This is a genomic window from Paenibacillus naphthalenovorans (assembly GCF_900099895.1).
Taxonomy (GTDB): domain Bacteria; phylum Bacillota; class Bacilli; order Paenibacillales; family NBRC-103111; genus Paenibacillus_G; species Paenibacillus_G naphthalenovorans.
The window spans coordinates 22,403-36,761 of the sequence record NZ_FNDY01000014.1 but is presented as its reverse complement, the minus strand read 5'-3'; the positions used below and the strand labels follow the sequence as shown (position 1 = coordinate 36,761).

Annotated in this window: 14 protein-coding genes; 11 read left to right on the top strand and 3 right to left on the bottom strand. The window is 53.8% G+C overall.

From position 1 onward, the window contains the following. Positions 1 to 14: 14 nt before the first annotated feature. The 3 genes from BLT35_RS14735 to BLT35_RS14725 form a co-directional block, all read right to left on the bottom strand. A complete protein-coding gene (locus BLT35_RS14735) occupies positions 15 to 1,349 on the bottom strand; it encodes an ABC transporter substrate-binding protein (protein WP_074728763.1) in 1,335 nt (444 codons plus the stop codon). 130 nt (positions 1,350 to 1,479) lie between these two features. Next, entirely contained in the window at positions 1,480 to 2,301 is an 822-nt protein-coding gene (locus BLT35_RS14730) for a carbohydrate ABC transporter permease (protein WP_074728695.1), read from the bottom strand. Continuing rightward, a complete protein-coding gene (locus BLT35_RS14725; RefSeq protein WP_373864974.1) occupies positions 2,298 to 3,227 on the bottom strand; it encodes a carbohydrate ABC transporter permease in 930 nt (309 codons plus the stop codon). Before BLT35_RS14725 ends, BLT35_RS14730 begins: the two co-directional genes overlap by 4 nt. Before the next feature lie 605 nt (positions 3,228 to 3,832). Between BLT35_RS14725 and BLT35_RS14720 the strand changes: the two genes are divergently transcribed. The 11 genes from BLT35_RS14720 (at position 3,833) to BLT35_RS26260 (ending at position 14,357) form a co-directional block, all read left to right on the top strand. After that, entirely contained in the window at positions 3,833 to 5,491 is a 1,659-nt protein-coding gene (locus BLT35_RS14720) for a serine/threonine-protein kinase (protein ID WP_074728691.1), read from the top strand. Positions 5,492 to 5,506: 15 nt separating this feature from the next. Beyond that, the gene (locus BLT35_RS14715; RefSeq protein ID WP_074728689.1) at positions 5,507 to 6,391 is read left to right on the top strand and encodes a CpaB family protein; all 885 of its coding nucleotides are present in this window, start codon (positions 5,507 to 5,509) and stop codon (positions 6,389 to 6,391) included. Then, entirely contained in the window at positions 6,388 to 7,632 is a 1,245-nt protein-coding gene (locus BLT35_RS14710; protein WP_074728686.1) for a CpaE/TadZ family protein, read from the top strand. The genes BLT35_RS14715 and BLT35_RS14710 overlap by 4 nt, the downstream gene beginning before the upstream one ends. Before the next feature lie 13 nt (positions 7,633 to 7,645). Continuing rightward, positions 7,646 to 9,064: an ATPase, T2SS/T4P/T4SS family gene (locus tag BLT35_RS14705; protein ID WP_074728684.1), complete on the top strand. Its 1,419-nt coding sequence runs from the start codon at positions 7,646 to 7,648 to the stop codon at positions 9,062 to 9,064. Next, positions 9,061 to 10,050, top strand: coding sequence for a type II secretion system F family protein (locus BLT35_RS14700; RefSeq protein WP_254777569.1), 990 nt, complete (start codon positions 9,061 to 9,063; stop codon positions 10,048 to 10,050). Before BLT35_RS14705 ends, BLT35_RS14700 begins: the two co-directional genes overlap by 4 nt. A gap of 13 nt (positions 10,051 to 10,063) precedes the next feature. Beyond that, positions 10,064 to 10,990 (top strand): type II secretion system F family protein, encoded by a 927-nt coding sequence (locus BLT35_RS14695; protein WP_074728680.1) that lies wholly within the window; start codon positions 10,064 to 10,066, stop codon positions 10,988 to 10,990. Between the two features lie 30 nt (positions 10,991 to 11,020). Then, complete coding sequence (locus tag BLT35_RS27005) at positions 11,021 to 11,197, top strand: hypothetical protein (RefSeq protein WP_171005906.1); 177 nt, start codon at positions 11,021 to 11,023, stop codon at positions 11,195 to 11,197. Further along, complete coding sequence (locus BLT35_RS14690) at positions 11,194 to 11,739, top strand: hypothetical protein (RefSeq protein WP_074728679.1); 546 nt, start codon at positions 11,194 to 11,196, stop codon at positions 11,737 to 11,739. Before BLT35_RS27005 ends, BLT35_RS14690 begins: the two co-directional genes overlap by 4 nt. A 178-nt stretch (positions 11,740 to 11,917) precedes the next feature. After that, positions 11,918 to 13,018: an S-layer homology domain-containing protein gene (locus BLT35_RS14685; RefSeq protein WP_074728677.1), complete on the top strand. Its 1,101-nt coding sequence runs from the start codon at positions 11,918 to 11,920 to the stop codon at positions 13,016 to 13,018. 12 nt (positions 13,019 to 13,030) lie between these two features. Continuing rightward, complete coding sequence (locus tag BLT35_RS27000; RefSeq protein ID WP_074728674.1) at positions 13,031 to 13,567, top strand: hypothetical protein; 537 nt, start codon at positions 13,031 to 13,033, stop codon at positions 13,565 to 13,567. A gap of 58 nt (positions 13,568 to 13,625) precedes the next feature. Then, positions 13,626 to 14,357: a CARDB domain-containing protein gene (locus tag BLT35_RS26260; protein ID WP_175471994.1), complete on the top strand. Its 732-nt coding sequence runs from the start codon at positions 13,626 to 13,628 to the stop codon at positions 14,355 to 14,357. Positions 14,358 to 14,359 lie beyond the last annotated feature (2 nt).

The window sequence follows — 14,359 nt, the reverse complement described above, 5'->3', positions numbered from 1 at the left end:
TCGTATGCTTTTGCTTACTTGCTCACGGTTTTGTTGTACTGTTGGATTCGGGTGGAAATTTCCTTTGCTGCGCTGTCGAGAGCTTCTTTCGGCGATTTTTTGCCGTTCAGAATTTCCTCGATCGCCCCTTCGGTGAGCTGACGCGCTTCAGGGAAAACGCCCATGACTGCGCCCTGCGTCGCTTTGTTTGCTTTGGTTTGGTGCAGCTGGTCTACCGCCGTTTTAAACTGCGGATATTTCGCCATATTATCCTTAACAAGCTGTTCGTCGTATGCTTTTTTCGTAATCGGGAAGTATCCCGTGTTGACGGACCAGAAGGCCTGCTGCTTCGGTTCGGTCAGGAATTTGATGAATTCCCAGGCGCCCTTCTGCTCGGCTTCGGATCGGTTGTTCAGGATATATAAGCTCGCGCCGCCAACGATAACGCCGCCGTCTTGAGCGTCCTTGGGCTTCGGCAGAAAGGCGGTGCCGACTTCGAATTTGCCTTCCGCTGCGTTCACGATGCCGCGCAAAGCTGCCGTGGAATCCAGCGTCATGGCGATTTGTCCGGCGGCGAACGCTTTTTTCGTATCGTCCGTTTTACGTCCGAGGTTGAGCATCGTTTTGTCATCGATCATTTGCTTCCACCAAGTCATCGTTTTGACGCCCGCCTCGCTTCCCAGCAGCGAGTCCGTTGCGGGACTTGTACGCCCGTTGCCGTTATTGACGAGCTCGGCGCCCTGGTTAGCGAAGAACTGCTCTATGAACCAGCCGTAAATGGCGAAGGAGGCGCCCGTTTGTCCGTCCTTGGTCAGCTTCTTTGCGGCTTCGGCTACTTCTTCATACGTGGCCGGCGGCTTTTCCGGGTCGAGGCCGGCCGCTTTAAACATATCCTTGTTGTAGTACAGGATCGGGTTGGACGTGTTAAAAGGCATCGAATACAGCTTGCCGTCGAAGGTGTAATAGTTCAAAATATTTTCTTCCAATGCGGATATATCGAATTTCTCCTCATCGATAAACTGCTGTATCGGGGTGATCGCTTTGGAATCGATCATGAAGCGGCTGCCGATTTCATATACCTGGATCAACGCCGGGCCACTCTTGGAATCCATGGACGCCTTCATTTTGTTCAGGCTCTCATCATAGGTGCCTTGAAATACGGCCTCCACCACGACATTCTTTTGCGAGGCGTTAAAGTCGGCTACCAGCTTGTCCGCCGCTTTGCCGAGCTCTCCGCTCATCGAGTGCCACCACACGACTTTGACCGGCTCGGAGGCCTTCGGCGCTTCCGTTCCATTGGCTTCGCCTGCCTCAGGCTTGCTGTCGCCCCCGCCGGCAGTCGTTCCCCCGCATGCCGCCAAAACCAGCATGACAAAAGCAAGCAGGAGCGTTAAAGAGGATTTTTGGTTCAGCTTGAGTGGTTTTATCACGGTTGATCTCTCCTTTGGAATAGATTTATATCGGGCGCCGGACCCGTTAGTAGGCCCATGGCGCGGTTGGTTACCCTTTGACCGCTCCGGCGGTCATCCCCTGCACCAGCTGCTTAAGACCGAGCGCGAGGAGGACAAGCGTGGGAAGCATGACCATGACGACGCCGGCGAGCACCAGGTTCCACGAGGTCATTTCTTCAAACTGAAGCATGCTGATGCCGATTTGCACCGTACGCATCGCTTCACCGTTGGTGATGAGCAGCGGCCACAGGTACATGTTCCAATGCGTCAGAAACGAATACACGCCGAGCGTGGCCAGTGCAGGTCTGGACAATGGCAGCACAAGCCGGAAGAAACTTCGCAGATGGCCGCAGCCGTCGATTTTGGCGGCTTCGAACAGCTCCCCCGGAAGCTGCAGGAAAAACTGGCGGAGCAGGAACGTTCCGAACGCCGTAGCGAGGAACGGAACGATCAAGCCCTGATACGTATCGAGCCAGCCCCAGCTTTTGACGGTCAAGTAATTGGGAATGATCGTAACTTCCCACGGAATCATCATCGTGGACATAAAGAGGGCAAACCATGCCGATTTGCCCTTAAACCGCAGGAAGGCGAAGGCATATGCGGCCATGCTGGCCGTAATGAGCTGTCCGATCATAATGACGCCGGAAACGAAAAAGCTGTTCACAATGAACCGCCCGACCGGAATCAGCTGCAGCACGGACAAATAGTTTTCAAAATTCAGACTTCCGGGAAGCAGCCTGGGCGGATAGGTGGCCGACTCGGCATTCGTCATCATGGCGGCCGACAGCGTGTAAGCGATCGGATAGAGCATGATGACGGCGGCGATCGTCAGAACGGCATAGATCAGCGTATTCTGCAGACGGGACGTCATTGGTAATGCACCTTCTTTTCCAGAAAGCGGAACTGCACCGCCGTCAGAATCAGAATGATCGCAAACAGAACAAGCGCCTGCGCGCTGCCGATGCCAAAGCGGAAATTGACGAACGCATCCTGATAAATGTTAAATACGATGACGTCGGTGCTGTTCATCGGTCCTCCCTTAGTCAAGATGTGAATTTGCCCGAACGATTGAAAAGCCCCGATCACCGAAACGATTCCCACAAAAAAGAGGGTGGGGGAAACGAGCGGGAGGGTGATGCGGGCAAAGGTGCGCAGCGGCCCGGAGCCGTCGATCCTGGCGCTGTCGTAGATGTCCTCCGGCACGCCTTGGAGCCCGCTGAGCAGGACGATATAGTTGAAGCCGAGATTCATCCAAATCGTCATGATGGCGACCGAAACCAGGGCCCAGGCCGGATCGGTCAGCCAATTTACGGGATTCAAGCCCATCAGGGTAAGAAAGTAATTGAGCGTCCCGAGGCTCGGATGGTACAGCATCATCCAGATGACGGAGCCGGTTCCGACGGAAATGGCTACGGGAAGCGAGAAGACGAACCGGAACCAACGCATCCCGCCCAGCTTGTTGTGCGTAAGAGCGGCCAGGAGGAGCGCCAGGATAATGCAGGTGGGCACGGTCAGGAGCGTAAATGAGAGCGTCACCTGCAGGCTCTTCATAAAGGCGTCCGAAGCGAACAGCTCTTTGAAGTTGTCGAAACCGGCGAATGCCGCTATCCTTCCGCGGGGATCGGTCAAGTGAAGGCTGAGATACACCGATTTCAGCAGCGGATAGAACAGAAACACGCCGAACAGCAGCAGGGACGGAGCCAGGAAGACATAAGCCAGCGCCTGTTCCTTTAAGCGGACGGACCGCAGCGATTGAAGCTTGAGACCTTTGGAGAAGGCAAGTTTCTTTTTTTTCATGGTCCCGCGTGCCAGGGCATTGTTTTCCAGCGTGGACATGAAGGAACTCCTTTCCGGGATGGTTTACTTCTAATCCATGACTCATTGTAGCGGGTCCATGTTTTCTCAAGGTTAATTGAATGTAAATTGTTTGTGGATGTCTGAGGGGAATTTACAAAGTGTTAAGAATGGATATCTTCAGCATGCGCTAGCGGATGGTTGCCTCCGATATCGGTGAATGGGATGCCGGGTCCCGTGCAGTACCGGGATTCTTCTCGTTCTTGCCGGGCCGTTCCCGCGTATTGGCCATGTGTGAATCAGGCCCTTGTGAAATAAAAAAAGACTTGAATATTTTGGAAAACTATGCTATTTTATAAAAAACTCCTAACGGAGTCTTGTCGAAGATGCCAGATTGTTTTTAATGGTAGTTTTCCTTGGTGCAGCATTCCTTGGATTACTTCAACGCTTTAGTGAGCTTAAACATTCTATGATCGTTTAAAAAATCCATATGACGTGCGGAAGAACCGCCTTATGTCATGCCGAATCGGCATGCGTAAGGCGGTTTTTTGCCGTTCCGGGAAAGGATACGCAAAAGAAAGGGCAGGTGGATCATGGCAAGGCACACCATGGGATTGAAACCCGGTGATGTACTGGCAGGACGTTACCGGATTGCGGCGCAGCTTGGAAAAGGCGGGATGAGCAGCGTGTTTTTGGCGGATGATTTGAAGCTGAAGGGTAAACGCTGGGCGGTGAAGGAAACGTATGTGGGCGACGGGTCGGCTTTTGGCGAAGAGGAAGCGGAAACGGCCAAGCGGAGGCATATTCTGCTGGCGGAAGCGGAGACCATGAGCCGGCTCAGCCATCCGAATCTTCCGGATATCGTGGATTATGTGCCGCTCACCCGGCAGGGCTTCCTTTATCTGGTGATGGATTATATCGAGGGGGAGACGCTGCTGCAGCGTTTCGAAAGGCAGGGGAAGCGGATGACGGAGAAGCAGGCGGCCGAGCTGGCGCTGCAGCTATGCGATCTTCTCGATTATCTGCACTCGATCCGTCCGGAGCCGATCATTCACCGTGATTTGAAGCCGTCCAATTTGATGCTGGACGCCGGCGGGCAGCTGCGTCTCATCGATTTTGGTACGGCGCGCAGCTTTAAACCGGACCGGAAGGCGGATACGGTCTGCATCGGTACCGTCGGTTTTGCCGCTCCCGAGCAGCTGGAGGGACGGCAGAGCGACTCGCGCACCGACCTGTACGGGCTTGGGGCGCTGATGTATTTTCTGCTGAGCGGAGGCGCGTACTACAGCACCCGGAGCCTGCCCGGCGAGGGGACGGCGCTGCCCCCGGGGCTTGCGCCGTTCGTGCTGCGTCTGCTGCGCGCAAGCCCCGAGGACCGCTACGCGAGCGCCCGCGAGGCGGGGGCTGTGCTGCGGCGCTGGCTCGCGGCACAGCGGATGCCGGCGGCACCCGCGGCGGCGGGGGGAGCGGCGTGGACACCGCCGCTCGTGGTGGCGGTCGGCGCGCTGTACCCCGGCGCCGGAGCCACCTTCGCCGCGCTCGCACTCGCGCGGCTACTGCACGATCAAGGCGTGCCGCATGCCTTGATCGAGCCGCCCACGCCGCGTGCGGAGCTGCACGCGCTGCTGCTGGCGGACAAGCATGCGCCGCCGGGGTACCGCTGCTACAACGCGCCGGGTGGAGGCTCCGGGCATCCTGCGGAGCATCCGTGGACGGACGGCCATACGCTGTGGCTTCCCGCAGAGCCCGTGGAAGAAGCGGGATCGCCGATGGAGGACCCGGGCTACTGGTTCAAGCTGTTTCACGCCGTCCGTCGCCCGGTGCTGATTGCAGACATCGGCGCGCAGTGGGAGCAGCCCGCTGTTCAGCAGCTGCTCGATACGGCGACGGATGTTGTCTACACCGTCGATCCGTTCGTACACAAGCTGGAGCTTCCCGCCGTTTTGCGCGTGCAGCGGCAGCTGCAAAGCTGGATCGGACCCGGCCGACGGCTGCACTGCATCGTGAATAAATGCCCGCGCACGGCCAAAGCCGAGGCCTGGCTTCGCTTATTGCCGCAGCGTCCGGCATGCCTGCTGCCTGCTTTGGACATCGCCGTCCTGGCGGCGGCCGAATGGAACGGGCGTCTCCCGCACGATGCGCCACCGGTTCGAAGGGCGCTTCGGGATGCGATGCAGCCATGGCTAAACCGCCTGCTGCCGGCTGAAGCGCGTCCGTCCGGCAATGGAAGCGGCAAGCTGCTGCGGCTTTTTCAAAGGAGTCATTAAGGGAGGATAGCACAGATGCAAAGAACGTGGATCGTCGCCCTGCTGGGCTGTCTGCTGATGGCCGGATCTGTCGCAGGGTATTGGCAGTTCATGAAGCATACGGAGTTTCAGGTCGAAACCATGGATACCGTTAAACCGGTGCGCATGCTGCACAGCGGCGAGGTGATCGAAGCCTCCATGCTGCGCAAAGCGGTGATTCCGGTTGCGGCGCACCACCCGGAGGCCGTGACGGATGTCCATGCGCTGATCGGTCAAACAGTGCTGGTTCCCATTGCGGACCATGAGGAATTGGTCTTGTGGAAGCTATCGGACCGACGGCTTGTGCCGAGGGAAGGAGAGCGGTATTTCAGCTTCAAAACGGATGCGGCGGCGAATGTGGGCAATATGGTACGGAAGGGCGATCGGGTGGACGTTTGGGTAGAGTTTGATAACCCGAAGCTGATTAAGACCGCCTCGGGAGCCACATGGAGCGTCGGGGCAGTTAAAGTCATCGAGCAGCTTCCGGTTACCGGCGTGAAAACGCCTGAAGGACCGGAGGTGACCGATGCCACGGCAGTGGAAGCGGTCGTGCAATCGAACCGCCAACAGCTTCAGAATGCCCGCTCCAAACCAAACGGAAAGCCGGAGCTGAACACCTACCTGATGAACGACGACGTGTACGAGGCTTATGTGTTGGGAAGTATTGCCGGCAGGATTAAGCTGGCTTTACCCGATCTGACCAAGCCTGGTTCAGACTCCGGAACCGTTACGGCGCTGTTTCGCGAGCTGAAAGCAGCCGATGCGTTTACCCAAACGAAAGGGCAAATACAAGTGGAGGGGGAGCTTGATCAAAGCCAGGTCAGCGGTAATGAAAATACAGGAACAAGCTCGAACACCAAGGAGGTGCAGCCTACGTCATGACCAAATTATTGCTGATTCATCCGGAGGCGGATGCCGCAGACCGGCTGAGCGCCCTGTTGGGAAGCGTTCGCGGACTCGATATCCGTCATATTCGCAGCAGGGAATCGTTTTTCTCCCGGTTTGAAGAGCCGTTTGATCTTGTGATGGTGCATGCCGGAGTATTTTATGATGTGTACCCGTGGGAGTGGGTGCAGGAACTGAGCCGAAGACAGCCGCAGGCACAGGCAGCAATTGCGCTGGACGCATCGGTCTATGATTCGTTTTTGCTGGAAGCGATCAGCCGGATGGCCGATCAGCATCATTATACCATTATACCGATCGGTCTTACCGGTGACGGCATGCTTGAAGCGTTTGCCTCTATAGTGAACGGAGACCGCAAGGACAGTCCGGGTAGTCCGGGTCACCGGGAAGGATCGCTGACGGCTGTATGGTCTGCTGCCAGCAAAGATGGCGCTACGACCATTGCCGTGAGCACTGCGCTCTCTTTGGCCGCTTCCGGCAGGATGACCATTGGCCTCATCGACGGCAATCTGCATAATCCCGAGATCCGCTCCTTCTTGAATTTGACCGATCCTGATCCTAGCGGATTCAAGCTTCGGCCGAAGCTGCAGACCCAGACGCTTACCCCCGGCGATTTGATCGATGCGTGCATATCGTACCGCAAAATCCCGAACCTTCACATTCTGACCGGTTCCCGCAGGCGTGACACGGCGCTGGATGTGACGCCGGAAATGATGGCCCATCTGCTTCGAACCGCCCGGGCGGCTTTTGACATCACGATCGTCGATTTGAACTCTTACCCGGACAATGCCGCGACCATCTGCACCGTGCGCGAGGCAGACCACCGCTGGCTTGTAGCGCAGAATCATTACGCATCATTTCAAATGAGCTGGGGAGAATGGTACGAATGCTATTGGAAATATGCCGGACTCGTTCCTGGGGATGTTTCTTTTATCCTGAATCGGACTACGGCTGATGACAAGCCCGAACGAATCGCGGAGCTTCTGCGTATGCCGCTTGCCGCTGCCGTTCCGAATATCGGGGGAGGACTTGGCCGCAAAGCGGTCCATGAAGGAAATCCCCTTTATTTGAGCTCGGGGACGGAAAGCTTCACAACGCAAATCGACCGCCTGGCCGCGCGGCTTGCTCCAACGAACGAACAGGGAGGAGCGGCACTGGCAGGCGGAACCGTTCGCCGCAAAATCGGTTTACTGCAGCGGTGGACCGCGCTTTTCGGATAAGGAGGAGAAGCGAATGACACCGGGCGAACGGTTATCTTCCCGCATGCAGCCAAGAATTCGTTTTGATGCGGGTCAATATCTGAAAGACATCATGCAAGCGCGGCAGACCCAAAACCGGCTGGCGGTCCTGCCATCCCGGCCGGAACGGCGAATGACGCTGCGGGAAGCCTCTAAATTGGTGTACGAGCATTTAAGCGAACGATCGAAAAAGGATCAGGCGCTGTACGAAGACATTTTACAGGCTGGACTTGGCGATCCGGCAGCCGGGGCGCGAATGAAAGCGGTCATTGATACCCTCTTGATGGAATATCGGATGGATATCGATCCGGATACGTTGATTTCCCCGCTGTCCCCGACGGAATGCGTGTTTGCCGAAACCTGCGGCGCAGGACTTATTGAAGATCTGTACCGGCTGCCTGATGTGGAAGAAGTGCAGGTGATCGGCTGCGATATATATCTGCTCCGCGGCGGAGAGATGATCCGGCACCACAGGAAATTCGCCTCCTTGGCGGATGTGCTTTTGCTCCAGGACCGTTTGTCGCTCTGCGGTAAAAAGCCGATCAACCAAAGGCAGCCGTTCATCCAGTCCTATATGTGGAATCGCTCTCGTCTAGTGATGACCCGTCCGCCGTATTCCGACGTTCCAAGCATTCATATCCGCAACTTCATTGTAAAGGACGTGACGCTTGGTCATCTGGTAGAGCTTCAAACGATCGATCACCGGATGGCGCGGCTGCTGCAGCTTCTGATCCGCTACCATGCGAGCTTTCTCATTGGCGGAGGAACGGCGACGGGCAAGACGACATTTCTGTTTGCGCTGGCTCAGGAAATTCCCCAAAGCGAACGAATCCGGACACTGGAAAAGGAATTTGAGGTGGCTTTGCGTGAGCGTCTGCGCGGTACGCGGAACATTCTGGCCGTACGGGAAGTGGAGGAAATCGGGCTTACGATGGAAGAGTCGTTTAAGCCGCTGCTCGTCATGAGCCCCCATTGGGTTATTGTCGGCGAGGCCAAAGGCTCCGAGGTTTCCCAGATGGTGCAGGGGGCTTTGCGCGGCCACGACATGATGGGAACGATGCACACCAAATACCGTGAATCGTTTATCAGCGATGTAGTGGATATGATCAAGCAGGACGGACGGCAGCACGATCACAAAGACGCCATTCGCCGCGTGGCCAGAGCCTTTAACGTGGTGGTCTTCCTGCGCCTGATCCGGTTAAACGGCAAGTATGTCCGTGTAGTTACGGAAATCACGGAACTGTCCGTTGACGAGCGTCAGGAGATATGTATCCGGCCGCTGGTCGAGTGGGATTATCAGCGGCATCACTGGCGCTTCACCGGGGAGCAGCTCAGCAAACCGCTGATGGAGCATTTGATCGCAAACGGTGCGCAACCGCACGAATTTCGCGAGCTGGGAGTGTGGGGATCGTGAGCGTATCCGCCGAGCTTATGCACGGCAGTCTGAAAGGCTTATTGCTGGGGGGCTGGGCCGCCGGTTCGTATCTCCTGCTTGTTCTTCTATTTCAGGGAATCAACTCCATGGTGAGACAAAGAAAAAGATTCCGTTCCTTTGGCATACGCAGCAGTCCCCGAAGGGGCACATGGGCTTCCATCACTCAGCTGAAACCGGTAAAGCATTTGGCTGAGGAAATGGAAGTGGCGGACATGAAAATCGGCGTAGAGGTCGTTATGGCTTTCATGCTGTTGATCGGACTTACCGGCTTTTTCGGGTCGGATGCCGCTATGGGACTGCTGCAGCAGCGATATGCCTATGGGGTCATCAGTGCACCCGGCTACCATGTTTGGACACTGAGCGGGGCGGTCGCCATCCTGTTCGGATCTCTGCCGTATTTCTATGTCCGGTTTCGGGTGCAGCACAAGCGGCACCGGATTGCGCTCCGCATGATCATGCTCGTACAGAACCTGATCGGACACTACCGGCCCAGTCTTACGCTTGCGGACATCATCGTCAAGTCCTCGCGTACCATGCCCGATGAGGTGAAAAGCGAGTGGAGGCGGCTCGAACTTGCGCTGCATATGAAGCCGGTCGATGAGGCTCTTTATGAATTCGCACGGCGTGTGCAAAGTGAATGGGCGGACGATCTGGCCGATCTTTTGTTGATCGGGGCCCATTACGGAACGGACATGACGGAGTCGCTGCATCATCTGGTCAGCCGGATGCAAACGGCCAAGCGCAATGAGGAAAACCGTCTGGCCATGATTACCGTGTACCGGCTCGGGACTTCATTTATGATCGGATTCGCCTTTTTCGTGGTGGGGTTCAACATTTATGCAGACGCAGCGAACTACAGCCACTATTTTCTTAATCCTGGCGGTAAAATGCTGCTGATCGTCTCTTTTGCCGTCATGTTCGTATCTATGCTGCTTGTGGTCCGGTCGGGACGGAAGGCTTTTTAACGGAGGCGACGACATGCTGGGTTTGTTTTGGAACATATGGATCGTATCTCATGAAGCTGTATTTATAGGTCTATTTACGGGCGGCAGCGCCTTGCTTTGGTTTACGCTGCTCGGACGCCTGAGGATGGGGCTGGGACGTGCGAACCGGTTAGCCCTTATGCTGGAGCGGGTGAAGAGAAGAGAGCGGGACGTCCTCGCTATGGAAAAAGAGATCGAGAATCCGCGAGCGCGTGATTTTGCGGAGAAGGCTCGTCTGGCAGGTCTTCCGTCCGATTGGAGCTACAACCGGTTTCTGGTTTTGCGCGCAGGAATGGCTTTGTCGCTCTTATCGTTGGGCCTTGCAGCGCAGCTTACGAATCCGGAAGGGATAATATACGGCCAGTCAACCGGATCATGGATATGGCTGCTGCTGAAGGGGGGCGCCTGCATTGCGGTCGGATGGTGGATGCCGATGCTGTTCGTGCTTGCTTCGGCAAGCAGGAGGAGGGGCGAGTATTTAATGGAAATCGCGAAGCTGGCCGAGCGTCTGTCGGTCTGTGTGAGCGACAAGGCGGATATTCGCGACATGCTGATTCGCGCCGGAAGGCCGCTAAAGCTGTTGAGCCCGCACCTTCAGGAGCTGACGGTCATGTGGGGCAGAGATCGGCGCGCCGCCATTTGGAGATTCAAGGAATCCGTAGGCATTTCCGAGGTATTTCCGCTGGTTAATGCACTGGAAGCGATCAGTCAAGCCGATGCCAGGGAAGTGGCCCAGGTGCTTAAGGAGCAAACGGCGGGCATCGAAACGACACTGGCGGCCGAGATCAACCGGAAAATCGAGAATGCGCCTGTCTGGATCAGCTTTTACATCATGATTCCTTTCGGCATGATTGTACTCCTTTTTTTGTATCCGTGGGTCATCACGATCTCCGAGCAGCTGATGACGAGTTTTCAGGGATAACCACTATTATATAAGGAAGGGTGATTTTAAATGGGTAAATTAGTTATTGCTTGTCTTCTTACCGTGTTATTGGGGGGCGCCGCTATGTTTATTGCGGGAACGCAGGTGGGGCCGGCCGTCGGTGCCAAAGGCACGAATCTTCACACGAGCATCTCGACCGCCACAGTCAACCAGGTGAGCGGTGCCGTAACGGCGACCGCCCCTTGAAAAAGCTGCTAAGAAGGGAGGAAGGCAGTGCACACCTGCTGCTGTTCGCTCTTTTTGGGATCATAGCGGCCGCCTTCCTCTGGGTTACGGCCTTCAACTGGATGATGCAAACGCACAGCCTGACCAAAACAAAACCGCTGCTTGATCGGGCAACCCACGCGGCTTCCTTGAATATAGACAAGAGGGAAGCCGCGCTAGGCCGTTTGGTCTGGGACAGCGCAAGGGGAACGGATGATTTTTACAAGTATTTGCGGCTCAATTTAAAGCTTGGTCCGGAATTGACTCCTTTGTCCAGAAGCCATTTGAAGGAAGCCCCTATTGTCCACCATTTGGAATATGTTACCAACCCAACGTATCCTTATGTGCTGAATCGGACCCTCACCGTCCACAGCTCTACAGACCGGCAAACGACACGCAGCGTGAACGTAACCATCTACGGCCCGTCCATTGTCGCCATCATAGAGGTGAACCGATCCCTTCTGGGCCAGCCGCGCAGCGAACCGGTCGTATTAAGCAGCGTAGCCAGTGTAAGATTTCGCTAATCCGTATCAATTGGATATAATTACCTGTAAAAAAACGGATTACAAGCTACAATATACCTATGGCCGGAGGCGGCTTGAGGGAGAAAAGTCCTGTATTCCCGGGGGTTGACGAGGCGCCGAGGAACCGGAAATCAAGGGCAGCAACAGCATGCCCTGTACAAGGAAAAGGGGAAAAATAATGAAGAGACTAAGAACAACATTCACGGCCGCACTCATTGCGGCTGCCTTATTGGGGACTTCAAATGCTTTTATCCTAACGGCTAAAGCGAGTTTTAATGATGTAGCAGGCCATTGGGCCGAAGCTGCTATTAACGCGGCAGTCACAAGCGATTACGTCGACGGCTACGAGGACGGAAGCTTTAAACCTGATCAAAATGTAAGTCGCGCTGAATTTATTAAATTAGTCGTTACAGCCATGAAGCTGACTGTTCCTCAAGCAAAGGATGGGGAAGATTGGTACACGCCCTATGTCACGGCCGCAAAAGAAAAAAATATTCATCGAGCGGAAGACTTTACAAGCGGCGATCTAAACACTCCAATATCCAGGCTTGAAATGTCGCTTATATCCTTGCGTGCAACACGGGAGGATATGCAAAAAGAAGGGGTCTTGATGGACAACGATTCCGTGATGTTCAATGCCACGAAGACGGGTTTGATTCAAGGATTGTCCAAAGGAGAACTGGGACAGGATAAACCAACGACAAGAGCTCAATCCGTAACCATCATCGAACGAATACTTAAATTAAACAAAGGGGAAGCCCTTCCGGTAGATAAAACTGCCTTGGGTAACGCCGAAATCGCTTTACGCGGCACAAACTTTGAAACGGCATACGGGCTAAGACAAGCGGTTACTCTCCCGATTGAGCATGATTTGAATAAAGATATCAAGATGAAGATTAAGGAAATTATTTTCTTTGATTCTTCGGATAAGGATTCGCCTTATTGGGATCTTCTGGCCAATGGTGTTCGGTATGATCAAAAAAGTCTGGATAACAGTTATTACTTTGCATACAAGGTTGAATTCACTACAGAAACGACTAGAGATTATCACTTGCTCGTTACGGATAATTTTAAAATGGTAGGGTGGCCATCCGTGACGTCAGATAGCAGCCGTCGTGCTTTAGTCGTTGGTTCAAACCAAGTAGGATCGAAAGAAGGTTACTTGATTTTCGCTCTCACCAAAAATGGGACCGAAGGGGCCGCGTATCAACGTGAAGCATTAAGAAATAGTGCTTATTATTTGGGACAAAAGCGTTTTCCATTATTTATCAAAGAATAAAGGGGCTTTTCGATGAATAAAAAGCGCTTTTCGTTGGTAATGTTAGCTGTCTTTCTGGCACAATTCATACTGCCTTTCATTGAATATCAAGTTGCATATGCAGCCAAATCCAAAACAATGTATATCGATTTCCAATCAGGCACGTTAAGCGATCAACCAGTCACCGGTGAACATTATTCTGCCAACAGTTCGTGGTCAAAAAACATTGATCTTTCTTCTTATATTGATGGCACAGTAAAAGAGGTAACGGTCACAGTAGGCCCAGGACAAACCGCAACACGATCCATAAGTGGCAATACCGTTACAATTCATGTAAATGGAAATGGGCTAACGGTTTATGGTAGGGCAGATACAAATCCCGGTCATCAAATTTATCGTTTACCTGATGGAAAACGGTGGGAACACAAGGGAGCAAACACAAGCATTTATCAATTTGATCCGGACGATGCAGCCTCTGGGGGTATTACACAAAGGCCGGGGATTATTCCTGATGAGGGCTATATCAGGCCGGCAATCCTCGACGGCCAGTTCGACGCCTACCACATATAATGGAACGAATAAGGAAGGTAACGATCTAAGGTATCTGTATGGTAGTCCACCTAAAGATATGGTGGATATTGCACCAAACTGGAATATGAATGGAGCTGCGGTGACGCGGGCTTACAATGTCCCTCCACCATCTGTATTTTATAAAACTCAGCCAACTTATGATAATCCAGATCCCAAAGACCCGGTTCCACTTGTAGATACAAGCAGCATTCGATTAACAGGTGCTTCGGAAAAGCATATTGGTACCGAACCATACTCTTGGGGATACATTAATGGATCAAATCAAATTGCGGTTCGAAGGATATTAAATACCGTTTGTACATTCGATTCGAAAGATCCTAATTCTGTAGGCGATCCAAAAGATTGTATAATTGAAAGCAAAAATACAGGATACGGCCAACTCAATAACTATGTAATGGAAGTCAATACGGATTGGCAAGTCAAGACCTACATTTACAGCATGGGGAAGGTTGAGATTACTTACGAAATTCCAGCTACGCCAGACCTGGCAGCGCTGGAAATCAAAGCCGACAACGCCTGCATACAAACTGGCAGCACGCAAACTATCCGGTATTCGTACAAGAATGTCGGCGTAAGTACCTCCACTGCATTCACCGTGCAGCTGAAGGTTGACGGCGTAGTGGTCAAAACAGAAAATGCATCGGGCGGGGCAAATAACAACGTGTTGTTAGGCGGGACTTTATCTTATAAATTTAGCACAAGTGCTCCCAAAACGTTCTCATTGGTCGTGGACTCGGGCAATACCGTAGGTGACACGAATCGTTTCTAATA